General features: G+C 72.4%; 18 protein-coding genes. 4 read left to right on the forward strand and 14 right to left on the reverse strand.

Features of this window, described 5'->3' with window-relative positions:
* The gene (locus tag ACNKFW_RS02780; protein WP_147427567.1) at nt 1-1,770 is read right to left on the reverse strand and encodes a ShlB/FhaC/HecB family hemolysin secretion/activation protein; all 1,770 of its coding nucleotides are present in this window, start codon (nt 1,768-1,770) and stop codon (nt 1-3) included.
* Between the two features lie 124 nt (nt 1,771-1,894).
* Complete coding sequence (locus ACNKFW_RS02785; protein WP_036747420.1) at nt 1,895-2,476, reverse strand: OmpA family protein; 582 nt, start codon at nt 2,474-2,476, stop codon at nt 1,895-1,897.
* 117 nt (nt 2,477-2,593) lie between these two features.
* On the opposite strand from ACNKFW_RS02785, the gene ACNKFW_RS02790 reads away from it, so the two are divergent.
* The 4 genes from ACNKFW_RS02790 (at nt 2,594) to ACNKFW_RS02805 (ending at nt 9,112) form a co-directional block, all read left to right on the forward strand.
* The gene (locus tag ACNKFW_RS02790; protein ID WP_028710312.1) at nt 2,594-3,349 is read left to right on the forward strand and encodes a PP2C family protein-serine/threonine phosphatase; all 756 of its coding nucleotides are present in this window, start codon (nt 2,594-2,596) and stop codon (nt 3,347-3,349) included.
* A gap of 49 nt (nt 3,350-3,398) precedes the next feature.
* Entirely contained in the window at nt 3,399-4,298 is a 900-nt protein-coding gene (locus ACNKFW_RS02795; RefSeq protein WP_167521788.1) for a M15 family metallopeptidase, read from the forward strand.
* Nucleotides 4,274-6,679 carry an ImcF-related family protein gene (locus ACNKFW_RS02800; protein ID WP_147427569.1) on the forward strand — a complete coding sequence of 802 codons (2,406 nt, stop codon included), beginning with the start codon at nt 4,274-4,276 and terminating at the stop codon, nt 6,677-6,679. The genes ACNKFW_RS02795 and ACNKFW_RS02800 overlap by 25 nt, the downstream gene beginning before the upstream one ends.
* Before the next feature lie 81 nt (nt 6,680-6,760).
* The gene (locus ACNKFW_RS02805; RefSeq protein ID WP_147427570.1) at nt 6,761-9,112 is read left to right on the forward strand and encodes a type VI secretion system Vgr family protein; all 2,352 of its coding nucleotides are present in this window, start codon (nt 6,761-6,763) and stop codon (nt 9,110-9,112) included.
* On the opposite strand, the gene tagF is transcribed toward ACNKFW_RS02805, so the two are convergent.
* The 12 genes from tagF to tssB all read right to left on the reverse strand — a co-directional run bounded on the left by tagF (nt 9,099) and on the right by tssB (nt 23,876).
* Entirely contained in the window at nt 9,099-9,590 is a 492-nt protein-coding gene (gene tagF / locus ACNKFW_RS02810; protein ID WP_024844277.1) for a type VI secretion system-associated protein TagF, read from the reverse strand. The two genes, ACNKFW_RS02805 and tagF, sit on opposite strands and share 14 nt — an antisense overlap.
* Nucleotides 9,572-13,102, reverse strand: coding sequence for a type VI secretion system membrane subunit TssM (gene tssM, locus ACNKFW_RS02815; protein WP_147427571.1), 3,531 nt, complete (start codon nt 13,100-13,102; stop codon nt 9,572-9,574). The genes tagF and tssM overlap by 19 nt, the downstream gene beginning before the upstream one ends.
* The gene (icmH, locus tag ACNKFW_RS02820) at nt 13,103-14,497 is read right to left on the reverse strand and encodes a type IVB secretion system protein IcmH/DotU (RefSeq protein WP_147427572.1); all 1,395 of its coding nucleotides are present in this window, start codon (nt 14,495-14,497) and stop codon (nt 13,103-13,105) included.
* Nucleotides 14,498-14,506: 9 nt separating this feature from the next.
* Complete coding sequence (gene tssK / locus ACNKFW_RS02825) at nt 14,507-15,841, reverse strand: type VI secretion system baseplate subunit TssK (protein ID WP_024844274.1); 1,335 nt, start codon at nt 15,839-15,841, stop codon at nt 14,507-14,509.
* Nucleotides 15,842-15,852: 11 nt separating this feature from the next.
* On the reverse strand, nt 15,853-16,326 hold the full coding sequence (gene tssJ / locus ACNKFW_RS02830) for a type VI secretion system lipoprotein TssJ (protein WP_147427573.1): 474 nt from the start codon (nt 16,324-16,326) through the stop codon (nt 15,853-15,855).
* Nucleotides 16,323-17,549: a type VI secretion system-associated FHA domain protein TagH gene (tagH, locus tag ACNKFW_RS02835; protein WP_147427574.1), complete on the reverse strand. Its 1,227-nt coding sequence runs from the start codon at nt 17,547-17,549 to the stop codon at nt 16,323-16,325. Before tagH ends, tssJ begins: the two co-directional genes overlap by 4 nt.
* Nucleotides 17,549-18,586 carry a type VI secretion system baseplate subunit TssG gene (gene tssG, locus ACNKFW_RS02840; protein ID WP_147427575.1) on the reverse strand — a complete coding sequence of 346 codons (1,038 nt, stop codon included), beginning with the start codon at nt 18,584-18,586 and terminating at the stop codon, nt 17,549-17,551. The genes tagH and tssG overlap by 1 nt, the downstream gene beginning before the upstream one ends.
* Entirely contained in the window at nt 18,550-20,412 is a 1,863-nt protein-coding gene (gene tssF, locus ACNKFW_RS02845) for a type VI secretion system baseplate subunit TssF (RefSeq protein WP_147427576.1), read from the reverse strand. The genes tssG and tssF overlap by 37 nt, the downstream gene beginning before the upstream one ends.
* Nucleotides 20,412-21,158 carry a type VI secretion system baseplate subunit TssE gene (locus ACNKFW_RS02850; RefSeq protein ID WP_147427577.1) on the reverse strand — a complete coding sequence of 249 codons (747 nt, stop codon included), beginning with the start codon at nt 21,156-21,158 and terminating at the stop codon, nt 20,412-20,414. Before ACNKFW_RS02850 ends, tssF begins: the two co-directional genes overlap by 1 nt.
* Before the next feature lie 25 nt (nt 21,159-21,183).
* Nucleotides 21,184-21,672: an Hcp family type VI secretion system effector gene (locus ACNKFW_RS02855; protein ID WP_024844268.1), complete on the reverse strand. Its 489-nt coding sequence runs from the start codon at nt 21,670-21,672 to the stop codon at nt 21,184-21,186.
* Nucleotides 21,673-21,815: 143 nt separating this feature from the next.
* Nucleotides 21,816-23,330: a type VI secretion system contractile sheath large subunit gene (gene tssC, locus ACNKFW_RS02860; protein WP_024844267.1), complete on the reverse strand. Its 1,515-nt coding sequence runs from the start codon at nt 23,328-23,330 to the stop codon at nt 21,816-21,818.
* Nucleotides 23,331-23,333: 3 nt separating this feature from the next.
* Nucleotides 23,334-23,876 (reverse strand): type VI secretion system contractile sheath small subunit, encoded by a 543-nt coding sequence (tssB, locus tag ACNKFW_RS02865; protein WP_147427578.1) that lies wholly within the window; start codon nt 23,874-23,876, stop codon nt 23,334-23,336.
* Between the last annotated feature and the right edge of the window lie 28 nt (nt 23,877-23,904).

Raw genomic sequence — 23,904 nt, forward strand, 5'->3', positions numbered from 1 at the left:
TTAGAACCGGTACGAGCTGACGATCGTGAAACGCGAGGGATCTTCCTGGCCATCGTCCCTGTTCCCTTTGCCGTATTCCAACCTGATAAGCGCCGAGGAATAGCTGGGATCGCGGATCAGCCGCAGATCGACGCCGATGCCGAACGAACTGGCCTCGATGCGCGCAGCCTCGATGGCCGTGGGGTTTTCCAGGTGGACCGCGCCCACCGCGGCGAAAACATAGGGGCTGACCACCAGCGGGTGCCCGAAGCCCTGCGCCGGGAAATGCCGCGCCACCTCGCCGCGCAGGAACCAGCCGGAATCGCCCGACAGGCTGCCCAGGTCAAAGGCCGACAGCCCCTCGGTCGAGGCGATGCCGAATTGCTCGCTGGACAGCAGCGGGTCGCCGAAGCCGGTCTGCGCCTGCCCTGACAGCGCCAGGCTCCAGTCCTGGCGGAAGTCGCGGTCATAGCGGAAGGACAGCTCCAGCTTGCGGAAATCCGCATCCGCGCCGCCGCGCGACAGCGGCATGGCCGGCATCGCCTCGGCGGCGCTGCGCGCGCCCAGGGCGTCCAGCCCCACCGACAGCACGGCGGCCATGCGCAGCGCGCTTTGGTCGGAAAGCTGCCAGTTGCCCTCGCCGGTCAGGCGCAGGACGCGGGTGCGGTCCTTGTAAAGCCCGATGGCGCCCGCGCCGGTTTCCAGATCCTGCCGGTCGCGTTGCAGATCCAGCGCCGCCGTGACCGAGATGTTGCGCTTGACCGAACGCACCACCGGATAAAACAGCCTGAAGGACAGCCGGTCGAAATCCGAGGCCGTGGCCACGCCGCCCGTGTCCGGTCCCGCCTTGGAACTGGCCGCCTCGAGTCCGAAGGTCAGCCCGTCATTGCCCAGCGGAAACACCGCGCCGCCGGCCAGGGTGCGCAATTGCGGCCGATCGCCGAAATATCCGTCATCGCCCAGCTTGGGATGGCCCGAGGCGCGCAGGTAGAACACCTCGCCCCGGCCGAGCTGGTTGTTCAGCTCGACCCCGGCGCTGAGGTTCCACCGCCCCAGCTCGCGCGAGAAGCTGTTGTCCAGCCCGACGAAGCCCGTGACCGAGCGGAATTGCGGATTCAGGATGATGACCGTGCCGCCGGGCCGGGCGCCGGTGGACAGCGCCGATCCCAGTGCGACGCCGAACATGTCGCCGGCCAGCAGCAGTCGCCGCTCGATGTCGGGCAGCCGCAGCGTGGGGCGGTCGACCAGCGGCGCGGTCATGGCGTCCAGCCGGGCGCGCAGGCCGGGGGGCGCGGCGCTGGTGTCGATCTTCTCGACAAAGCCGCTGACCACGGTCAGGCGCAGCGCGCCGCCATCCTCCAGCGTCTGCGCCGGGATCACCACGCGCGCCAGCACATAGCCGTCGCGCACATAGCCTGCCTCAAGGTCCGAGGCGGCGGCGAAGATCTCGGAGACCGCGATCCGCTTGCCGACCACGCGCTGGCGCAGCGCGGCGATCCGGGCCTCGCTGCCCGGCAGGGCGCCCTCGACCCGGACATCGGCCAGCTGGATCGACAGCCGGTCCGCGCCCTCGGGCGCGGCCAGGCCCGGCGAGCCGCTGAACACCACCGAACCGGACAGCCGCTGCATCGGTGGCTGATAGCTGTCCTGGGTGATCTGGCTGGCGGTTGGAGGCCGGGGCTGGGTCCGCGCCGGCCCCGCCGGCAGCGCCAGCACGGCAAGCGCCGCAATCAGCGCAGTCGGACGAGCGGTCGGGCGTGGCGGGCGGATGCCGCGTCTTGCAAATGTCACTTTCCTGCCTCCCCCGAACGATGCGGCGACCTGGATGGCGCCCTTGTTTCGTCAGCCCGTCGAAAGCCCCGTCGAAAGTCCCGTGTTCATCGGCATGCCGCCGCTGCCGCGGCGGTCCGTCGCGTCAACTCAGTGCCTGGAACTCGACCCGGCGGTTTTCGGCCGCGGCCGGATCGGCGGGATTGGCCAGGAAGCGCTTGCCCATGCCAAGCGCCTCCAACCGCGAGGCGGCGATGCCGCAATCTTGGACCAGCCAGCGGCGCACTTCCTCCGCGCGCAGCTTGGAAAGGGTTTCGTTATAGCTGTCCGAGCCCTTGGCGTCGGTATGGCCGACGATGCGGAACAGCGCCACGTCCGATTGCCGCATGGCCGAGCACATCTTGTCCAGGGCCGGGCGCTGGTCGGGCGCGATGCTGGCCGAATCGAAGGCGAAGCGGATGGCGATATTGACCTGAAGCTCGGGCGCGAACTCGCCGAAGACCACGGTGCCCTCGCCTGCCGCGGCGTCCGCCTGGGCCGGCTCGCCGCTGGGGGTGACGGCAATCATGTCCAGACCGCGCGTCTTCTGGCCCTGGACGGTGGCGCGATACATTTCGCGCTGGGCCTCGAAGCGTTGCAGGATCTGCTCCTCGGTCAGGTCCTGCCCCTGGGCGGAACCGGCCAGAAGGCAAATACCGGACAATATGGCTAGACCAGTCCGCAGCACGGGAATCACCTTAAAAAACTGCATCCCTGAAAGAATATTTTACGCTAAACTAAGGATGTTTTCAATTCTTGCGCGATTGTTCGGGATGAGGATGCCTTGCCCGCAAAGGATCACCCGGTGAACGGTCCCACCACCCGGCGCGGCCTGTCGGTCCGGGGCGCCGGGCTGACCCATCGCGGCACGGTGCGCGACCAGAACGAGGACGCGATCCTGGTCGATCCCTCGGGCCGGGTCTGGGCGGTGGCCGACGGCATGGGCGGGCACCGGCTGGGCGGCTATGCCGCGGACCGGGTGATCGACGCGCTGGAGACCCTGGCCGACGGCGAGGATCCCGCCGCGGCGCTGGCCGCGCGCTTTGCCGCGGCCGATGCGCTGATCGCGGCGCGGGGCCGCAGCGAGGGCGCGGTGATCGGCGCCACCGCCGTCGCCGCGGTGATCCGGCGCGGGCGGCTGACGCTGGCCTGGGCCGGCGATGCGCGCGCCTATCTGCTGCGCGAGGACCGGCTGGCGCGGCTGACCCGCGATCATTCGCTGGTGCAGGAACTGGTCGATGCCGGCCGGCTGGCGCCCGAGGCGGCGCGCGACCACCCCCAGGCCAATATCGTCACCCGCGCCGTCGGGGCGGGGGCGGCGCCGGAACTGGCGGCGCTGGACCTGGTGGCGGGGGATCGGCTGCTGCTGTGCTCGGACGGGCTGACGCATGTGCTGGCCGATGCCGCGCTGGCCGAGGCGCTGCGCGAGACCCGGCCCGGCACGGCGCTGGCCGCCGGCACGCCAGCCGATGCCGCCTGTGCCCGGCTGCTCCAGCAGGTGCTGGCCGCGGGGGCGCCGGACAATGTCTCGGTCATCGTTGTCGACATCGGGCCGGGCTGAGATGGGCCGCCGCCCCGCCCCGCCGACTGCCCCGCCCGCGCGCAGCGCGATGCCGGGGCGCAGCCTGTCCCGCGCGCCGCGGCCGGCGGGCAGCCTGGCCGCGCCGATCATCGTGGCGATCGGCGTGGTGATCGGCGCCATCGCCTTTGCGGTCACGACCTGGTTTCTCGACAGCGCCGACCAGGCGACCGAGCTGCGCCTGTCCCGGCAAGAGGCGGAACTCGCCCTGCTGCGCGAGGCGCTGGCCGAGGCGCGGGTCGAACGCCAGGGGTTGCGCGCGGACCTGGCGCAGCTGCGCGACGACCTGAGCCTGGTGGCGAACCGTGCCCCGGTCGCGCCGCAGCTTCAGCTTGCCCCTCCGGCGGACCTGGGCGGCGAGGATTTCGAAAGCCCGCCGCCGACCGAGGCGCTGACCGAGCAGATGCGGCTGGCCAAGTCGCGCTTCAACAAGGGCATCACCCAGCCGCGCAACGCGACCATGCTGGCGATCCTGGGGCAGCCGCGCGACAGCTACAACACCGATTGCCAGCCGGTGACCAATCCCCGGCTGCGGGCGCTGCTCGAGACGCGCAAGGTCGGGCCGATCACCGTGACCATGCTCAAGCCCGCGCTCGACAGCCTGGCGCGGGTGCTGGAGCGGCTGGAGCAGAGCGATCCCGACATCCATGCCAAGCTGGGCACGGCCGGCGGGCTGTGCGCGCGGCTGATCCGCGGCTCGACCCGGTCGATCTCGAACCATTCCTGGGGCACGGCCATCGACCTGACGCTGGAAGGGCAGCTCGACCCCTTTGCCGATGGCGCGACGCAGTTCGGGCTGCTGATCCTGGCCGAATATTTCAACGAGGAGGGCTGGTTCTGGGGCGCCGCCTATAACAGCCGCGAGGATTCGATGCATTTCGAGATCGGCGAGGAGACGCTGCGCAAATGGCAGGCCGAGGGGAAGCTCTGACCGCCGCCGCCGAACGGCTGGCCCGGCCGGTGCTGGCCTATGCCGACCGCCTGCCCTGGGTGGCCGAGGACATGGCGGCGCTGGCCGGCCATGCGCGGGTGCTGCTGGACCGTTTCGAGACCGAGGCGCTGCGGGCGGGCCTGTCGCCGCAGGCCGTGGCGGCGGCGCGGGCGGCGCTGGCGCTGCTCGTGCAGGATTCGGGCGCGGCCAATCCGGCGCTGCCGGGCTGGCAGGGCGCGGCGCGCGGCCTTGGCGTCCTGGACGGCGCCAGCCTGGCCGAGGCGCTGCGCCGCGGCGGGGCGGAACTGGACCCGGTGCGCGCCCTGGTGGACGATTGCCTGGCCCGGACCGAGGCGCGGCGGCAGGCGCTGGACCGCAGCCGGCCGGCGGGCTGGGGCGCCATGCTGGCGGTGCTGGCGGCGGCCTGGCTGCTGGCCGCCATGGCCTGGGCGCTGTGGGTCGAGACCGGGCAAAGCCGGGCGCTCGACCGGCTGTTCCAGGCCGAGGCGGTGGCGGCGGGGCTGGACCGCGCTGCGCCCTTTGCCGATCTGGGCGCGCGGCTCGACCGGTTGCAGCGGGCCGAGGCGCAGGTGGCGGCGGGCATGGCGCGGGTGCGGGTGCGGCCCTTGGGCTGGCTGACCGGGCGCGATGCGGCCCGCCGCGCGGCGGCGGCGCTGGCCGAGGCGCGTGCCCGCCACTTGCCGCCTGCCCTGGCCCGCGCCATCGACGCCGCCCTGGCCGGCGAGGGCGAGCCCGCGGCCGCCTATGACACGCTGCGCGCCTGGTCGGTGCTGTCGGGCGCGGCGGCATGGCAGCCCGCCTGGCTGGCCGGCTGGGCCGAGGATCGCGCCGGTGCCGATCCCGCCCTGACCGGCCTTGCCCCGCATCTGCTGGCCCTGCCGCGCCGTCCCGGCACCCCGGTCGCGCCGCCCGATGCCGAATTGCTGGCGCAGGCCCGCGTCCTGGCCGCCGAGGCGCCCGAGCCCGAGCGCGCCTTTCTGGAACTGCGCCGCTCGGCCGAGGCGGCGGCGCTGCCGCCCTGGCGCCCCTCGCAGGCGCTGCCGGTGCTGGCGGACATCGCCGAGCGCCGCTCGGGCCTGCCGCTGGATCGGCCGCTGCCGGGGCTTTACACCGCCGCCGGCTGGGACATGGCGCGGACGCGCGGCGCCGGCCTGGCGGTCGAGGCCGCCAGGCAGGCCGGCGCGGCGCTGCTTGCGCAAGCCCCGGCCCAGCGGAACGACAGCCCGGACCGGGTGATGGCGCTGCTGCAGGGGGCGACCTTGCAGCATTGGCAGGATTGGCTGGGCGACCTGCGGCTGCGTTCCTTCGACGACCGGCGGCGGGCGGTGCTGGTCTCGGGGGCGCTGTCGCGGCCGGATTCGCCCCTGGCGGCGCTGATCGCCGAGGTCTGGCGCCAGGCCGGCGGCACCGACCGCAGCCGCCCGCACGCGCTGCAACTGGCCGTCGCCGTCCGCTTCGGCCCCGAGATCCAATATGTCGAAAGCGGCCGCATCGCCCAGATCGCGGCGCTGTTTGCCGAACTGAACGTGGCGCTGGGGGCCATGGACGCGGATGCGGCGGATGCGCAGCGCCGGCTGCTTGGCGTGCAGGCGCGGGCGCGCACGGTCCGGGCGCTGCGCGACGCGCCGCCGCTGATCGGCCGGCTGGTCGAGGACACGCTGGCCGAAAGCGGCGCGGCCGAGGCCAGCGACCTGACCAACCCGCTGACCCGCGCCTGGCAGGCCGAGGTGCTGCCGCTTTGCGCCCCCGCCCTGGCCGGGCGCTTTCCCTTTGCCCAGGGCCCCGATGCCGATCCGGCCGCGGTCGCCGCCCTGATCGGGCCGGGCGGTGCGATGGACCGTTTCCTCGGCGCCCGCGCCGCCACCTTGCTGGACCGCGAGACCGATCCCTGGCGCTGGAAGCCCGAGGCGCGCTTTGCCGGGCTCAGCCCCGACAGCGCCGCCTTTCTGCAACGCGCGCTGACGGCGGGGGCGGCGCTGGCGCCGGGGCTGCGCATCTCGGCCGCCGCCCTGGCCGAACGCGGCCGGGCCACGCTGCTGATCGGCGGCCATGGCGGGCCGGTGGGCGCGGCGGGGGACGCGGTGGCGCTGGACTGGCCGGGCGCCGACCCCGCCGCCGGGATCGAGGTCAGCTTTGCCACGCCCGAGGGCGCGGCGCGATTGCAGCAGCCCGGCCCCTGGGGGCTGATGCGCCTGCTGGCGCCCCTGCGGCTGCGCGAACGCGACGGCGGCCGGCGCTTCCTGATCGACCTGCGCACCGAAGGCGCGCGGCTGTTCCTGGAGATGGGGTTCGACCGGCCGCTGAACCCGCTGTCGGCCCGGCGCCTGCTGGCGGGGCTGGCCTGCCCGCAAGTGCTGTAATCATTCGCCAATCCGCCCGGCTTGCGTCATACTGAAACCGGTATCCGGCCGGCGCATCGGCCCCGGAGGCAGGAGGTCAGCATGTCATCCGCCCGCGAGATCACCGTCGCCATCCCCGCCATCGGCGAGCCCGTCACCTTCGAGCGCATGGAGGGCGAGGAACAGGTCTCGGCCCCCTTCGCCTTCGAGCTGCGCCTGTCGGCCAAGACGCTGGACGTGAAGGCGGCCGACGTGCTGGGCACCCGCGCCACCATCGCCGTCAAGGGGCCCGAGGACAGCGAGCCGCGGCATTTCGACGGCCATGTCGCCGAGTTTGGCCTGGCCGAGATCCGCGACGATTTCGCCTTCTACCGGCTGCTTCTGCGCCCGGCGCTGTGGTTCGCAAGCCTGGCGACCGACAACCGCATCTTCCAGAACCTCTCGGTGCCCGACATCATCGAGGAGGTGCTGCGCGCCTATCCCGACGTGGTGCTGGACAAGCGGCTGGAGGGCAGCTACCCGCCCCGCGACTATTGCGTCCAGTTCGAGGAAAGCGACCTCGACTTCCTCCAGCGGCTGATGGAGGAGGAGGGAATCTTCTATTTCTTCGAGCATGGCGAGGATGGCCATGTCACCGTGCTGGCCGATGCCAATGCGGCGATGAAGCCCGCGCCGGGCGCCGAGGAGATCGCCTATGAGCCCGACAGCCCCAGCGCCCCGCGCGAGGGCGATTACCTGACCGGCTGGGTGCCGCGCGCCGCGATGCGCATCGGGGCTTTCGCGCAGACCGATTACGATTTCCTGAAACCCTCCTCGGACCTGATGGCGACGGCAAGCCGGCCCGAGGGCCATGCCGGCGACCGGCGCGAGGCTTACCTTTATCCCGGCCGGCACCTGGACCTGGGGCGCGGCGAGCGGCTGGCCGGCATCCGGCTGGAAGAGGCGCAGGCCGCCTTCGAGCGCGTCGCGGCCGAGGGCACCGCCCGGCCGCTGGGGCCGGGGCGCAGCTTCACGCTGGCGGGTTTCCCGCGCGAGGCGGAAAACGACCGCCATCTGGTGCTGTCCGCCCGCTATCGCATGTGGGACGACCAGGTCCGCGCCGGCCAGCGCGCCGGGCAGGAGGGGCGCGACCCCTTGGGCTATCACGTCCGGCTGGTCTGCGCCCCGGCGCGCATCCCCTTCCGCCCCGAGCGCCGCACGCCGCGCCGGCCGATGCGCGGGCCGCAGACCGCCGTGGTGGTGGGCCCCGCGGGGGCCGAGATCTATACCGACGAACATGCGCGGGTGAAGGTGCAGTTCTTCTGGGACCGCAAGGGCCGGCGCGACGCGCATTCCAGCTGCTTCGTGCGCGTCAGCCAGGCCTGGGCCGGGGCGGGCTGGGGCTTCATCCAGATCCCCCGCATCGGGCAGGAGGTGATCGTCGATTTCCTGGACGGCGATGCCGACCGGCCGATCATCACCGGCCGGGTCTACAATGCCGAGCAGGTGCCGCCCTATGGCCTGCCCGGCAATGCCACGCAATCGGGCTGGAAATCCAACAGCTCGCCCGGCGGCGGCGGCTGGAACGAGTTGCGCTTCGAGGACAAGGCCGGCGCCGAGGAGGTGTATTTCCAGGCGCAGAAGGACCATAACGAGCTGATCAAGAACGACGAGACCCGCCGCATCGGCCATGACTGGGTCGAGGATGTCGGCAACGACGCCACCCAGTCCATCGGCAACGACCGCCGCGAAAGCGTTGGCAACGACAAGTTCACCACCATCGGCGCGAACCGCCAGGTCTCGATCGGGGTGGACGATACGGAAAAGGTCGGCGGCCATCGCAGCCTGGACGTGGGCGCGACCGAGACGATCCATGTCGCCGCCAGCTCCACCGAGACCATCGACGGCGCGCATAGCCAGACCGTCGGCGGCATCCAGACCATCACCGTCAAGGCGGCGCGGGTGGACAGCGTGGCCGCGACCGAGACGCGCAATGTCGGGGCGGCGCAGACCAATACCATTGTCGGTGCGCGCGGCGTGACGGTGCTGGCCGGGCAGAACCACGCGATCTCCTCGGACGACGGCTGGAAGGTAGGCGGCAACCGCTCGACCAACGTGGCGGGGAACGAGACCGTCGAGGTCGGCGGCAACCGCAGCCACAAGGCGGGCGGCAACCGGGCCGAGAAGGTCGGCGGCGATTCGACGCTGGACGTTGCCGGCAAGCGGGCCACCACGGTCGGTGCGGATGAATTGCACAAGGTCGCCGGCAAGATGGGGCTGGACGTGGGCGCGGCGCTGGCCATCGTGGCGGCGGATTCGATCGCGCTGACCTGCGGCTCGGCCGCCATCGTGATGAAGAAGGACGGCACCATCACCATCGAGGGCAAGGACATCACGATCAAGGGCTCGGGCAAGATCGACGTGAAGGCCTCGGGCGAGACCTCGATCAAGGGCTCCAAGGTCAACCTGAACTGAAGAGCGCTGCCAGCGCAGGCCCCGGCGCCTCGGGATCGGCGGCCAGCGCCGGATGCCCGCGTTGCCACAGCAGCAGCGGCGGTGCCTCGGCCTTGCCCGCCGGCGCGGGCAGGGCCGCCAGCGCCTGCCACAGCGCATCGGGATCGGGCTCGGCGGCGGCTTGCAGCGCGGCCTCGCACCAGGGCTCCAGCGCCTCGGGTCCGGGCAGGCTGTCGGCCAGCAGGAACAGCGCCAGCGGAAAGCGCCGCCCCACCGCATCGGCCGAAGGCAGCACCAGCCCCGCCGCCGCCCGCCCGCCCGAGGCGATGCGCAGCCGCAGCCCGCCCTCCGGCCAGTCCTCGCGCCTGGCCAGATGCGCCGCGGCCCAGCGGTCCCAGCGGCGGCGGAACGGCTCGGGCAACCCGCGGCCGACGAAATCGCCGCGCGCCGGCAGCTTGCCCCAGAAGCCCGCCTGCGCGCTCAGAACGCTTCCGGGCATCGGAAGGCGCCGAACATGCTCAGGTCGAAGGGATTCTCGACCGAGGCCGCGCGCAGCTCGAACCGGGCGGCATAGGGGCCGATGCCCAGCCGCAGGCCAAAGACCTCGGGCAGCGCGGTGGGCGACAGCCCGGCCTTGCGCACCAGCCGCAGCCAGGCCCAGGCGCCGGTCTCGGTGCTGATCGCCTCGCCCGTGCCATCGACAGGGGTGAAGCTCAGCGAGATCAGGTTGGTGCCGTCCTTGCCCGGCCAGGTCATCGGCATCGGCCGGGAGGCGGCATTGAAATAGACCAGGCTCTGCCCGTCGACGTTCAGTGTCACCCGCGCGGCATTCGGGGTCAGATCCTTCGGCTCCAGCGTGAATGCCATGACCGGCCCGGCGCCACCCGGAAACAGCGCGTCGCGGATGGCGCGGGCCTGTTCGAACGGCGCCAGCGTTCGCGCGTCCAGCCCCAGGTCGGCCCGCCAGCGCCAGGGCCGGGCGCTGGTGTCGACATAGGGCGTCAGCGTCTCGTTGGAGAAGGCGTCGAAGCGGCCGCCGGGGCCGAAAAGCTGCTGGAAGTCGCTGACCGTCACGTCGATGGCCGAATCCGCGACGAAGGGATAGCGCCCGCCCGTCGCCGCGCGGCAGAAGGGCAGCACATCCGCCCGCCAGCGCGCGTTGAGCTGCGCGAGGATCGCCTCGCGCGTGACGCTGATCGTGTCGCCGGCGATGGCGCCCAGCCAGGCGTTGACCGGGTCGGGCAGGGTGGCCGCGACATTGCGCAGGTCGCCCGTCAGCTGCGGCAGCCCGCCGCGCGACAGCAGCGCCGCCTGCGGATCGGGGCTGGCCTGCACGGTCAAAAGCTCCTTGGACAGCGCCCCCAGCGCGGTCTCGGCATCCAGGATCAGCGGCGGCTTGCCGTCCACCTCGGCGACGATGGCCTTGAGGGGCGCGAAATGCCGGGCGATCTCGGCGCCGGGCGGTGGCGGCTCGGGCTCGCCCGGACGGCGGGCGGCGGCGGCGACCTTGGTGCCGATCCGCGCCGCGGCGCCAAGGCCCAGCTTGCCGGCCACCTTCTTCAGCACGCCGGGATTGATCTCGGGGCTGTCGCCCTGTTCGGGCGGGCGCGCCAGGTCGGTTTCGGCGACGACGGCGTTCAGCAGCCGCTTGAGCGTGCTGTCGGGACTGGCAAGGTCTTTCAGGTTCGCGGTGGCGGTGGCCAGGTCGGGGATCGGCGCCAGCCGCACGTCGCGCAGGAAGCCTTCCCAGGCGTTGATGAAATCGTCCTGGTAAAGCTTCATCATGTCGGCCTGCAACGAGGCGGCCGAGGCATCGGCGCTTTCCGCACAGCCGCCGGCAAAGACCTTGCGGTCGTTCAGCGCCGCCTCGGCCATGCTGGGCAGCATCGGCAGCACCGTGCCGTGAAAGCCCTGCCAGGTGAAGGCGCCGGGAATGCCCTGGCGCAGGGTCTGGCCCGACAGCCGCGTCAGAACCTGCCCCGCCAAAGGCCCGGCCTTTTCCGCCGGGATCCAGTCGGGCAGGGTGGCGATCTCGGGCTCGGACATCAGCGCGCGATAGCTGCGCAGCGACAAGGGCACGGTGCAGATCGCCTGCAAGGCGGCCTCGACCAGTTGCGGATCGGCCTGGATGCGGCTTTCGTCGCCGCCCAGCCGGTCCAGCGCGGCAAGTTGCCAGGCGCGCGCCGCCTCGGTCGGGAAGGGGGTCTCGGCGGCAAAGGCGGGCAGCACCTCCTGCCACCATTCCGCGAGCCAGGCCCGGTCATAGGGGCCAAGCCCGGTCAGCATCTGATAGGCCTTCAGCGCGCCCAGCAGGAAATCCGGGTCGCGGATCTGCCGCCACATCGTCGCTTCCAGAAAGGCGACCATGCGCGGCTCCAGCAGGTTGCGCAGCCCGCGTTCGCGGGCCAGCCGGGCCGCGCCCTCGATCTCGGCCGCGGCCGAGGGGCCGATCAGCGCCAAGGGTCCGCCGGGCACCGGCGTCCGCGCCGCCTCGATCTCGGTCATGGCATCCAGCGCGACGGGCAGGTCCAGGGGCTCGGTCGGCGCCTGGCGCGAGGCGGCGTTGGCCAGCCGCCCCGACAGGTCAGCCAGCAGGCGCTGTTGATCCGCGACCGCGCCGGACTGGCGCATGGTGTTGAACAGGAACCCCAGGCCCGCCAGCAGCACCAGCAGCGCCGCCGCCGCCGCCGAGCCGCGCCAGAGCCATGTCCGGCGCTCCTCGGCGCGCGGGTCGAACAGGCCCAAGCCTGCCTCGCCGAAGATCACCCCGGCCAGCAGGTCGTGCAGGAAGAAGGACCGCCGCTCGCCCATCATCCGATGCGGCGCCGCCGCGGGCGCCAGGCCAAAGCCCGCCGCCATCCCGGCCAGCATTCGGTCCAGCGGCGAGCCCTCCTGCGTGGCCGAGGTCAGGTAGAAGCCGCGCAGCCAGGGGGTCTGCTCATAGCGGCTTTCGCCGAAGGCGGTGTCGATCAGCAGCCGCAGCGGCGGTTCCAGCCGCTCGAATTCGGCCGGAAAGCGGAAGATCGCGGCGCGCTGCGGCAGGTCGGCATCCTCGGCCAGCCGTGCGTCCAGCCGGCCCTCCAGCACGGCGGCGAGGCTGCGGAACTCGCGGGTGATCGCCTCGGGCTCGGGCAGGGCATCGACCGGCAGGGTCGCGCCCCAGACCTGCGCCCGCTGGGCCGAGGTCAGCGCGCCGAAGAACGCCTCGAAGCCCGGCAGCCGGTCGGCCTTGGTGAGCATCAGATAGACCGGCAACTGCATCTCCAGCCGCTCGGCGATCTCGGTCAGGCGCTTGCGGATCTCGCGCGCGTGGCGGCGCAGCGCGTCCTCGGGGCCCAGCAATTCGTCCAGCGACAAGGCCACGATCACCCCGTTCAGCGCCCGCCGGCCGCGATGCTTCTTGAGCAGGTCGAGAAAGCCGGCCCATTCCGCCGCGTCGCGCTCGGGCTCGCTGGACTGGTCGGTATAGCGGCCGGCGGTGTCGACCAGCACGGCGGTTTCGGTAAAGAACCAGTCGCAATTGCGGGTGCCGCCGACGCCCTTCAGGTCGTCGTTCAGCGCGATGGGAAAATTCAGCCCCGACTGGCGCAGCGCCGTGGTCTTGCCGGTGCCTGGCGGGCCGATGATGACATACCAGGGCATCTCGCGCAGAAAGCGCCGCTTGCCCAGTCGCGAGCGCGCCAGCGTCGCCAGGATCTCCTGGAACTTGCCGCCGATCTCGGCCGCGGCATCGGGCGCGTCGGGCAGGGGCGGCGGCGCGGCCAGTTCGGTGACGAACATGCGGTTGCGCCGCGCGGCGCGGATCTGGCCCAGCAGCAGGATCAGCAGCCACAACACCAGGATGGCGCCCAGGCAGATCGCGCGGATCTCGGCGCTTTCCAGGGGCGCGGCCTCGCCGACCGAGACCAGCGGGCCATAGAACCAGATCGCCGCCGCCAGCAGCGCCAGCCCGACGAAGGTCCAGAAGCCGCGGGACAGGAGGAACCGGAACATGGCCTTGAGCACGCGCATCTATTGCCTCTTCTCGATGCGGATCTCGATCCGGCGGTTCTGGGCGCGGCCGTCGCGGGTGGCGTTGTCGGCCACCGGCTGGCTGTCGGCGCGGCCCTCGGCGCTGATGAGCTCGGCGGGCACGCCGGCCGCCGCCAGCGCCTGCGCCACGGTCTCGGCCCGCGCCTCGGACAGGCCCTGGTTCGAGGCAAAGGGATTGCTGCGCTGCACCGGCACGTTGTCGGTATGGCCGCTGACCGCGACCGCGCCGATGCGATGCGCGTTGGCCACGACGGTCTTGCCGATCGCCTCGACCAGCGGCTGATAGGCGGGGTTCAGGCTGGCCTTGGCCGAGCGGAACACCTCGGGATTGCTGGCCTGCACCACCAGCACCACGAGGCCCGAGGTTTCGCGCCCCTTCATGGCCGGGCGCAGGGCGGCGGGCAGGGCGGCCTGGAAGGCGGGCAGCAGCGGGTCGATCACGGTGGCCGGCAGTTCCGGGGCCGGCTCGACGGTCTGGCGCACGGGCCTGAAGATCGCGGCGCGTTCGGCCGGCGGCAGGCCGGCGGCCTGGGTGAACAGGCTTTCCGCCTTGCCCGAAAGGTGCATGGAGAGGCCCGTGTGGATCGCCAGGACCAGCCCCAGCGCGCCCAGCCACAGCGTCCACAGCGGCACGGCGAAACGGCGCGGCGTGTCGGGCGCGATCACCCCGGCGCCGTGCGGGGCCAGCGGCATGGCCTCGCGTTCCGGGTCGCGCAACAGCCGGGCAATCTGCGCGCGCAGCGCCACCAGCGCGCCTTCGCCGGCGCCGCCCTGCACGCGATACTTGCCGCGAAAGCCCAGGCAGAGGCACAGCCAGGCCAGTTCCAGCAGGTCGCGCTCGCCGGCCGGGTTGCGCATCAGCGCGTCCAGCCGGTCGAAGAAGCGGGTGCCGGCATCGACCTCGCCGGTCATCTGCGTGACCAAGGGCTGCCGGGGCCAGTCGCTTTGCCCGCCCCAGGGCGTGTTCAGCGCCAGGTCGTCCAGCAGGGCGGCGACGAACCAGGCGCCCTGGTCGGCCCGGCTCAGCGGCACGCCGGCGGCGACCGAGGCGTCGCGCCCCTCGACCAGCACCGATTGCAGCCGCGCGCGCAGCGCCTCGGGGCGGGCGGGGGGATTGGCGCGCTCAAGCTCGGGCGCCAGTTCCAGCAGCGTGGCATGGGCGGCGACCAGCGGGTTGGCATGCGCCCGCCCGCGCCGGGCATGGGGCGCGGCCTCGGGCGCGGCGGGATCGGGGGCGGCCTGCCAAGTGGGGCGTGGCGGCGCGGGACCGGGGCCGGGCGGATCGGGCAGGGATTGCGGCCGGCCCGCGCCCAGCGGTCGGATCCGGGTGCGACCGGGGTCGCCAAGGCCGAATGGATCGTTCTGGTCGCCCATTCCCCGCCCCTATCTGCTGACCGCGTAGCAGTCGATTTCGGGCTCGCGGTCCAGCTTGCCCGACACGCCCAGCACGAAGCCCGGCGAGGCTTGCAGCCGCGCCCAATGCTCGGACTTGCGGTCCAGCTCCAGGCACAGCCGGTCGCCGTCATAGGGGATCTCGCGCGGCTGCGAATGCAGCGGCCGCAGGGGAATGCCCGGCAGGCGCGAGGTCCACAGCGCCTCGAACTCCTCGGCCGCGCCCACCGTGACCTGGCGGGTGAAAAGCTGCATCAGCCCCTCGTCCGACATGTCGGAGCCGATGCGCAGCACGATGCGGCTGTTTTGCAGGATCTCGGGGTTGTCGATGCGCACCTTCCAGACGTTCTGCGCGTGGCGGGCGACCGGCAGGGCGCGGGATTTCGGCTCGACATGGCGCAGGGACAGGATCAGCGAGCGCAGCGCATCGGCCAGCGCGGCGAAACCCGGCTGCGGGTCGGCATGGTCGTAATCCGGCAGGGGCGACAGCCGCCGGGTCGAGGAGCCATAGGTCGCCATCCGTCCCGCCAGCTCGGCCAGGTCTGCGAAAAGCTCGGACGGATGCGCAAGGTTCTGCGCCAGCAGGTGTTGCAGCCTTGGCCGCGCGGCATTGGCCAGTTCCAGGATCAGCAGGTTCTCGACCGAGCGGCCGGCGCCGCCCAGCACCATGCCGCCCTGCGCCTCGATGATGCGGTCGAGCCCGGTGACCAGTTCCTTGAGCAGCCCGCCATACCAGGGCACGGCGGCCAGGGTCAGGGCGGGGGGCAGCCAGCCCTCGGCCAGCGCGACCCGGCCGTCGGCGGCCAGCCCCTCGATGCCCGCCAGCGGCAGGGTGACGGCGCCCTGCGTGGCCTCGCCGGGCAGGAACAGCCGGGTCGAGAGCCGGGCGATCTCGACCTCGGCGGGTTCGGCGCCGCCGCGGATCTCGTCGCGCAGGCTGGCCCATTCGCCGCGCCAGCGCGCGCCGCCCGGCTCGGCATGGGCGGGATCGACCGCCGCCGTGCCGGGCTGGCGCGGCGCCACGCCCAAAAGGACCGCGCCGGCGGGTGTCGCACGGCTGACCGCGACCGGCGGCGGCGGCGGGCTGTCGGCCGGGATGCGAAAGCCGGTGCCGTCGGGGAACAGCCCCTCGGCCTCGGCCACGGCGACCTGCCCGGCCTCCAGCGCCGCGGGGTCCAGCCGCAGCGCGACAAAGCCCCAGGCCTGCCGCGGCCGCGCCCGCAGCAGCGCGCGCAGCTGTGCCGCGGCATGGCGGTCCTGCTGCTGGAAATGCTGCGGGCGCAGGAACAGGCCCTCGGACCAGACGACGCGGCTGCCTTCGGTCATGCGCTTTCCCTTCAGGCTGGGGTCATGGTGACGCCGCCCGGACCGGCGGTGACGGTGAAGCTGGCGGTCCCGGTGGGCGAGACGGCGGCCTTGGCGCGGGTGGTCTTGCCGGCCGGGTCGCGATAGCCGGCGACCACCGCCACCGCCGTCGTCGCCGGGTCGAGCACCAGCGCCTTTTCGGCGCTGCCGCCGGGGGCCAGCGTGACCGTTTCCGCCTTGACCAGGTCGGCCCCCAGGGCGGCGGCGGGGTCTTGCAGCGCCAGCGTGTCGGCGGCGTCGAAGCCGGCGGTGCCGCGCAATTGCAGGATATGCAGCGTCAGCGGCCGGTCGCTGCCGTCGGGGCCGGGATTGACCCCGGCCGAGGCCGACATGGCCAGATTGACCGAGCCGGGACCGGCCGGCCCGCCGCAGGCCGCGGTCAGCGCCAGCGTTCCAAGCCCGGCCAGCGTGGCCCGGCGCGTGAGGATAGGGAAGATCGTGGTCATGGCTCGCTCCTCTCGGGGGTTTCGTAGGCATCGCGGAATTCGGCGCCGACCTCGCCCAGGAAACGGTCTTCGGCGGCGCGGGCGATCTCGGCCCAGCGGGCGGCATAGGCGTCCCAGAGCAGCGCCGAGCGCCCGCCGGCCAGCAGCGCCCGCAGCGTCCCGGCATCGGCCAGCTGCGCCTCGATCGCCTCGGGCGAGAAGCGGTCGATCATCCGGCGCAGCGCCGCCTGCAAGCCGTGCCAGCTGCGCATCCGGTGGTCGGCGAGATCGCGGAACGCCTCGGCGATGGCCGCGTCGGGCTCCAGATAGCCCGCCCCGCGCGGCGCGACCAGCGCAGCCACCTGCTCGTCGGGCATGGCCAGGAATTTCAGCGGGTTGACCTGGGCCGCGCCCAGCGTGGTGCGGGCGACGCGCAGCGAGCCCTTTTCCTCGGCCCGCGCGCGCAGCAATGCGACCAGCCCCTCGGCCAGCATGCGGTAGCGCCGGCCAAGCGCCTCGAGGTCCACGTCCTCGGTGCCCGACGGATCCAGCCCGGCGCCGCGCAGAAAGGCGGCGGCCGCGTCGGATGGCGGCTGCGGTTGCGGGGCCAGGGCGGGGGAAGGGGTTGCCGCGACGGGCGCGGGGTCGGGCTGGGGCGGTGTCGCGCCGGATGGCCCCCAGTTCCAGCCGTCGCCTTGCGGGGCCGGCGCGGCAGGCGGTGCGGCGGGCAGCGGGTCCAGCGTGAAGGGATCGTCGAAGCCCGGCGGCGGTGCGGGCGGCAGCGGCGGCGCGAAACGGCCGGTGGTGCGCTCGAAGGGCTCGGGCAGTTCCGAGGGCCGCGGCGGCGGCGGCGGTGGCTCGCGGGGGGCGAAGAACGGGTCGACGCCGATGCCCGGATCGGTGGGCGCCGCCGCGGCGGCCTGCGCCCCGGCCTCGACGGCCACGCCCAGCGTCACGTCGCCCAGTCGCAACCGCATCCCGTCGCGCAGCGCGGTGCTGCGGCCCGGTCCCAGCGGCTCGGCCGCCGCGTCGATGAACAGCCCGCCCGAGCTGGTATCGGTGACGGTCCAGCCCTCGGCCGTGGCCTCGACGATGCAATGGCGGCGCGAGACGAACATCTCGGGATCGTCGATCTGCCAGTCGCAGCCCGGCTCGCGCCCCAGCACCGCCCGGCCGCCCTCCAGCCGCAATTCGGTTTGGGGCTGGGGAACGGGGCTGGTGAGGACGGTGAGGCGCAGGGTCATCAGGCGGCCTGCCTTTCGTCCAAGGGCAGGCGCAGGTCGTCGCGGTCCCGCGCGGCCCCGTTGCCCAGCCAGCCGGTCCGGCCAAGCGCCGGTCCCCGCCCCAGCGCGGGCGGCGGTACCTCGGGCGCGGCCAGCACCAGCCGCAGGTCGAAGCCGATCTCCTCGCCCATGGCAAAGCGCAGCAGGCGGCGCAGCGCCGCCCGTTCCGCGCCTTCCTCGGCCAGCCGGCGGTATTGCGCAAGCGGCAGCGGGCCGACGGTGATCTCGGCCCGCGCCTGCGGCTGATAGACCCGCGGACCCAGCATCGCACCCCGGCCAAGCCCGGCATGGGCGCGGCCAAGGCGGCTGGCCAGGGCGGCGGGGATGTCCTGCCAATAGGGCACGAACTCGGCCACCCGCACCGGCGCGTCCAGCAGGTCCGACAGCAGCGCCGCCAGCACCTCGGGGCTGCGAACCTGGCCGGCCAGCCCGGTGGCATGGCGCAGGGCGGGCGCGGGATCGTCCAGCGTCTCGGCGCTGCCAGGCAGGCCGAGCCCGGCCAGCGCCGCGATCATCGCCGCAAGCCTGCCCTCGCACCCGTGATCGGCGGCGAGGGCGGGCTGCGCCTCGGCAAAGGCGCGGTAGTAAAGCGCCATCATCCGGTGTTGGAGCAGGTTGCAGAACTCCAGGAAGGCGCGATCCGCCCCCGGCTCGGGCTGGGCGGAGCCGGCGAACCAGCGTTCGGACATGCGTTCCAGCATGCGGCGGCTGAGATGCAGCGGCATCGGGCCTTCGGGGCCGAAAAGCCCGGTGATCTCCAGCGCGATGCGGGCGGGACTGTCGCCTTCGGCGGGGCTGAAGCGCGCGACCTCGCAGGCGGCGGGGCCCAGCCGGATCTCTTGCCCCAGCCGCGCCGGCTCCTGGTCCGGGCCGCCGGCATGGCCGAAGCGGCGGCCGGGCGCTTCCAGCCGCCGCATCAGGGCGAAGGCCTCGATGCCGGGGGGCGGGGGCGGTTCCCCGGTCAGATCCGGGGGCGCAGGCCGGGCCGCATCGGCCATGACATCTCCTCCTGTTTCTGCACAAGGCGGGTGCGGGTGCGCACGAAGCTGTTGACCGAGGCGTGCCGGGCGAACAGCCGGTCGAGCAGCGCTGGCAGAAGCAGCCGGCTGGCCCCGGCCAGCGGCGCCTCGTCGATTTCCAGCGTGATCTCGGTGCCGCGGCCGAAGGCCAGCGGGCCGGGCAGGTCCAGCCGCGCGATCACCGGGCGGCTGGCGACGGCGGCGACGGCGCGGGCGTGGCGGGCAAGCTGCGGATCGCCGCGATCGGCGTAAAGCGCCAGCAGCGCGCAAAGCGGCGCGCCGTCGCGCCCGGCCTCGGCCAGCGACAGATGGCCCGAGGCAAGCTGCGCCACCAGCCGCCAGGTCAGCTCGTCCAGCCCCGCCGCACCGCCCTGACCCGCCTGCGGCGGTGCGCCCGCCAGCGCCGGTTGCGGCCGGCGCATCGGGCCGACCAAGTCAACCCGCATCACCGGCTCGCCGCCCTCGGGCGTCAGCCGCGGCGTGTCGTCCAGGATCGGCAGGTCGCGATTGGTGCAAAGCGCGCGGATGTCCAGCCGGCGCGGCATCCAGTCCGCGGCGCGCGAGACCGAGATCCACAGGTCATGCCCGGCATAGGAGCTGCGCATCTGGCCGCGCCGGATTTCGTCGGTGGCCGGGCGGCGGGGGCGGCGCTCGGCCCACCAGACCGGGCCGGCGTGGCGCGGCGCCTCGGGGGCATGGGCGGGGCAGAGCAGCCCGTCCGCGCCCTCGCGGTCGGCATCGGCGACGCGGATCAGGCGATAGACCTCGAAATCGCGGGTGCGGGCGCGGTCGGGATGGACCGGATGCGCCGTCGCCCGCGGGTCGAGTTCGACGAAGTTGCACTCTTTCTCGAACAGGTTGACCAGCGGCACGGCGAACAGCCGGAAATCGTCGCGGCCCAGCCCCTCCAGCAGCGGCTCGGGGCGGGCAAGCGGCAGGGCAAGCTCCAGCGCCACCCCCTCGCCGCATTGCCGGGCGGCGGGGGCGAGCCCGTCCAGCCGCAGGTAGTGAAAGCGTTCCGGCATCAGGAAATAGTCGCGCAGCAGCCTGAAGCCCTCGAAGCTGCGGCGCAGGCGCGGGGTCAGCCCCTCGTCGTCGCCGGTGCCGACCAGTTCGGGCCAGTCGAGGGGAAGCGCCTGCGCGCCCGGCCGGGCGGGCCGGGCCAGCGCCCCCAGCCCGTTGCCGAAGATCGCGTCGAACAACGGACCCGCCCGCGCGCTGCCGGCAAAGCACAGGTCGAGCCGGTCCAGCGCCAGCGCCGACAGCGCGGCCGGACCCGTCGCGTTCAGGCCGATGCGGATGCCCGCCTCGGCCCCCGGCACGGCAAGGCCGGCGGCGGCCAGCGCGCCGCGGTCGGGCAGGTAATCCGCCGCCGCCAGCGCCAACGGCCAGAGCGTCACCGCCTGCGCGGTGGCATAGGTGGCGCGGGTGGCCAGGCCTTCGCGCGCGGCGGCGACGAAGCGGCTGCCGCGCGGCACCGGATGCCCGCCCGCCATGGCCTGCACCTGCGGGCCGGGTTGCAGCACGCCGATGCCCATGGCCGGCCCCGGCGCGGCCAGGTCGGGCCAGAGCGCGTCCAGCACCCCGGCGGTGAAACGCTGGCCCTCGGCCTCGACCTTCATCCGCGTGCGGGCGGCCAGGAAGGCCACGCCCTCCAGCAGCCGCTCGACATAGGGGTCGGGGCAGGGCACGGCGTCCAGCGACAGGTTGCGCGCCACGTTGGGATGCAGGGCGGCGAATTCGCCGGCCAGCACCCGGATATGGTCCAGCTCGGCCTCGTAGGCGGCAAGGAAGGCGCGGTCCATCAGCCCTCCTCCAGCACCGTCGCGGCGATGCCCGTGTCCAGGTCGATGGTGGTCAGCAGCCGCAGCCGCTCGGGCGCCGGGGCCATCAGCAACAGCCCCTCGATGCGCACGCGCAGGCCGATGCGGGTGCCGGGCTCGACCCTGACGCGGATGGTGTCGCGGCGCAGGCGCGGCTCGAACACCGCCAGCACCTCGCGTAATTCGCGGGCCAGCGCCTCGTGGTCGAAATCTCCCGCGCGCCGCCCGGCAAAGGCCGGCACGCCGTAATTCAGCACCGAGGCGCGGACATGGGGGAAATCGGCCAGCATCTCGGCCGGATCCTCGGCGCCGCCGGCGATGCCGGGGGGCGCGGCGCGGCGCTCGGCCGGCGTCAGCAGATAGCGCACCTCCAGCCGCTCGATGCCGAACAGATCCTCGATGTCGCGGCGCACCGCCTCGCGCAGGACATCGGGCGTGACCCGGATGCCGCGCTCCTGCAAGGCGGCGTGGCGGGCCTGCAATTGCGCCAAGGCCGCCAGGTCGCGCGCCTGCTCGGGGTCGAGCCCCTCCCGACCCTGGCCGGTCAGCAGCGCCCGAAGCCCTGCGGCGCCGTGGCGCGCGGTCAGCGCCGCCTTGCGCCTTGCGATCTCGGCCGACAGCGCGGGCAGGTCGTCGATCAGCCGGTCCCACAGGCTCGGCTGCACCGCCTCGCGCCGCGCCTGGAGGGGCACGGCGGTCGGGGGGCGGTCGGGGGCGGGGCTGGCCATGGCGATCCTGTGCGCATCCCGGCGGTCACTTGGCCGCCATCAGGTCGTACTCGACCTCGTGCTCGTCGCCCTTCGAATGGTCGTCGGCCTGCACGACGTATTTGATCGCGACCTTTTCGAACGAGATGCCGATCTGCTCGGCGATGGTGTCGATTTCCGGGGCCGGCTGGTTCTGGCTCATCGAATAGGACGAGATCAGGCAGTTGGTCATGGTGATGGTCAGGTAATCCAGATGCGCCTCGCCCGAATCCTTGCGGACGGTGAAGGTCATCGCCTCGAAGGCCTTGCCTTGCATGCAGGCCAGCGCCAGGTAGGGCGAGGCGGCGTCATACCATTTGTAAAGCGTCAGGTCGCTGATGGTGGCGCGACCGCGCACGCGGCCCGACCCGGTCGCGGCCGAGCTTTTCTGCTCGGCCTTCAGGTCGGCGCCCCAGATGTCGATTTCGCCTTCGTGATCGGCCCGGCGCGATTCGCCGTCGATGCCGTCGATCTTGAGGTATCCGGTGAAAGCCATCTCACATCTCCCTGTTCGGCCTGTTCGGCAAGCCGGGTTTCAGACATGGCGGGGCCCCTCGGGGCCGCGTCAGGGGCCGCGCGCGTCATGCACCCGCCGGCCCGGCGCCGCAGGGGCCGCCGCGGCCCCTGGGCAAAAGCGCGTCACGGCCCCTTGACCGAGGGCAGTTCCGAAACCAGCCGCAGCGAGGCGTTGATGCCTTCCAGCTGGTAATGCGGGCGCAGGTAGAAGCGGGCGGCGTAATAGCCGGGCCGGCCCTCGACGCTGTCCACCTGCACCTCGGCCTTGGCCAGCGGCCGCTTGGCCTTGGCCTTGTCGTCGGCCATGGCGGTATTGGCCAGCACGTAGCGGTTGATCCATTCGGACAGCCAGACCTCCATGTCGGCGCGTTCCTTGAAGGTGCCGATCTTGTCGCGGGCGATGGCCTTGAGGTAATGCGCGAAGCGGCAGACCGGCAGCAGATAGGGCAGGTTCGCCGACAGCCGCTCGTTGGCCTGGGCATCGGGGTCGACCAGCCGCCCGGCGCGGGCCTCGCAATCCTGCAGGGTCTGCGCGCCCAGGAAAGCCGCGATATCGGTGTTCTTGCGATGCAGGATCGGCATCAGCCCCAGCTTGGCCAGTTCATGTTCGCGCCGGTCGTCGATGGCGATCTCGGTGGGGCATTTCATCACCACCGAGCCGTCGTCGCTGGGGAAGGTATGCACCGGCAGGTTGGTGACGGCGCCCCCGGATTCCACGCCGCGGATCTGGCTGCCCCAGCCGTAAAGCTTGTGGCTGCGGTTGATGTTCACCCCCATGGGGAAGGCGGCGTTCATCCAGACGTAATGGTCATGCTTGCCGTCGATCTCCTCGCGGAAGTCGAAGCCCTTGACCGGGATGGTGTCCGGCCCATAGGGCAGCCGCGCCAGCACCCGCGGCAGGGTCAGGCCGATATAGCGCGCATCCTCGCTTTCGCGCAGGCTTTGCCAGGCCGCGTAATCGGGCGAGGATGTGACCATCTTCAGATCCTGCGGATTGGGCAGTTCCTGCCAGCTTTCCATGCGGAACAGCCGGGGCGAGGCCGCCGCGATGAAGGGCGCATGCGCCGAGGCGCAGATCCCCGACAGGTTGCGCAGCAGCCCCACGTCGCGCGGATGGTGGCTGAATTCGTAATCCCCGATGATGCTGCCGAAGGGGGCGCCGCCGAAGCTGGAATATTCCTCGGTATAGAGCTTGCGGAACATGGGCGACTGGTCCCACATCTGCCCCTCGAAATCCTCCAGCTGGTCGGCAAGCTCGTCCTTGGTGATGTTCAGCACCCGGATCTTGAGCATGGTGTCGGTTTCGGTGTTGTTGACCAGGTAATGCAGCCCGCGCCAGCTGCCTTCCATGCGGCGGATCTCGGGGGCGTGCAGCACCTCGTTCATCTGCACGGTCAGCAACTCGTCGATGCCGGCGATCAGCGACTTGATCGAGCGCACGGCATTGCCGGAAATCGTGGCGCTGCCGGCCTTTTCGCGGGCGGCAAGCGCCAGGTTGGCGACCAGTTCGCGCAGCTTGGCGCTGTCGTCCTGTTCCTTGACGCGGAAGTCCTTTTCCAGAAGCGCGCCGAACTCGTCCAGGTCGACGGCCTCGGCTTCGGGGGCGGCTTCGGTGCCCTTGAGTTCCTGTTCGGCCATGGTTCAGCCCTCCGTCCCGTCGCTGGCCGGGCTCACCGCCTGCTCGGCGATGCGGGCCAGCAGCGGCTCGTCGTTCAGAAGCTGGGCGATGCGCTTTTCGGCGCTGGCCTTGCCGTCCATATAGCTCAGCAGTTCCTCGAGCTTGCGGCGCATCTTCATCAGCTCGGCCAGTTCCGGGATTTGCTCGGCGATGCGGTCGGGGGCGAAATCGCCCATGTTGCGAAAGGTCAGGTCCACGAATATCTCCTCCTCGCCGCCCTCCTCGCCTTCCTTGCCGGGCAGGCGGTTCGGGATGCGGGCGGTGACGCGGGGCGACAGCGCCTCCATGAAGGCGGGGAAGCGGCCGGCATCCACCTCGACGAAGGACCGTTCGGCGGGCGGCTTCTGCGCCTCGCGCGAGGTGGACTTGCCCGCCAGATCCGCCATCACCCCCATGACGAAGGGCAGTTCGATGGTGGTCGGGCTGCCGTAATGCTCGACGTCATAGGCGATCTGCACCCTTGGGGCGCGATTGCGTTCGATTACCTTGGCCTTGCTCTCGCTCATCGCGGGTTACTCCCTGTCGCGGCGCCAT

The organism is Paracoccus sp. TD-10, assembly GCF_048270675.1.
GTDB classification, from domain to species: Bacteria; Pseudomonadota; Alphaproteobacteria; order Rhodobacterales; family Rhodobacteraceae; genus Paracoccus; species Paracoccus pantotrophus.

Excerpts from the sequence above, each read along its gene's own strand:
- ACNKFW_RS02795 (WP_167521788.1), top strand. The coding sequence starts at position 3,399 with ATGCCGGGGCGCAGCCTGTCCCGCGCGCCGCGGCCGGCGGGCAGCCTG.
- ACNKFW_RS02800 (WP_147427569.1), top strand. The coding sequence starts at position 4,274 with ATGGCAGGCCGAGGGGAAGCTCTGACCGCCGCCGCCGAACGGCTGGCC.
- ACNKFW_RS02805 (WP_147427570.1), top strand. The coding sequence starts at position 6,761 with ATGTCATCCGCCCGCGAGATCACCGTCGCCATCCCCGCCATCGGCGAG.
- tagF (WP_024844277.1), bottom strand. The coding sequence starts at position 9,590 with ATGCCCGGAAGCGTTCTGAGCGCGCAGGCGGGCTTCTGGGGCAAGCTG.
- tssM (WP_147427571.1), bottom strand. The coding sequence starts at position 13,102 with ATGCGCGTGCTCAAGGCCATGTTCCGGTTCCTCCTGTCCCGCGGCTTC.
- icmH (WP_147427572.1), bottom strand. The coding sequence starts at position 14,497 with ATGGGCGACCAGAACGATCCATTCGGCCTTGGCGACCCCGGTCGCACC.
- tssK (WP_024844274.1), bottom strand. The coding sequence starts at position 15,841 with ATGACCGAAGGCAGCCGCGTCGTCTGGTCCGAGGGCCTGTTCCTGCGC.
- tssJ (WP_147427573.1), bottom strand. The coding sequence starts at position 16,326 with ATGACCACGATCTTCCCTATCCTCACGCGCCGGGCCACGCTGGCCGGG.
- tagH (WP_147427574.1), bottom strand. The coding sequence starts at position 17,549 with ATGACCCTGCGCCTCACCGTCCTCACCAGCCCCGTTCCCCAGCCCCAA.
- tssG (WP_147427575.1), bottom strand. The coding sequence starts at position 18,586 with ATGGCCGATGCGGCCCGGCCTGCGCCCCCGGATCTGACCGGGGAACCG.
- tssF (WP_147427576.1), bottom strand. The coding sequence starts at position 20,412 with ATGGACCGCGCCTTCCTTGCCGCCTACGAGGCCGAGCTGGACCATATC.
- ACNKFW_RS02850 (WP_147427577.1), bottom strand. The coding sequence starts at position 21,158 with ATGGCCAGCCCCGCCCCCGACCGCCCCCCGACCGCCGTGCCCCTCCAG.
- ACNKFW_RS02855 (WP_024844268.1), bottom strand. The coding sequence starts at position 21,672 with ATGGCTTTCACCGGATACCTCAAGATCGACGGCATCGACGGCGAATCG.
- tssC (WP_024844267.1), bottom strand. The coding sequence starts at position 23,330 with ATGGCCGAACAGGAACTCAAGGGCACCGAAGCCGCCCCCGAAGCCGAG.
- tssB (WP_147427578.1), bottom strand. The coding sequence starts at position 23,876 with ATGAGCGAGAGCAAGGCCAAGGTAATCGAACGCAATCGCGCCCCAAGG.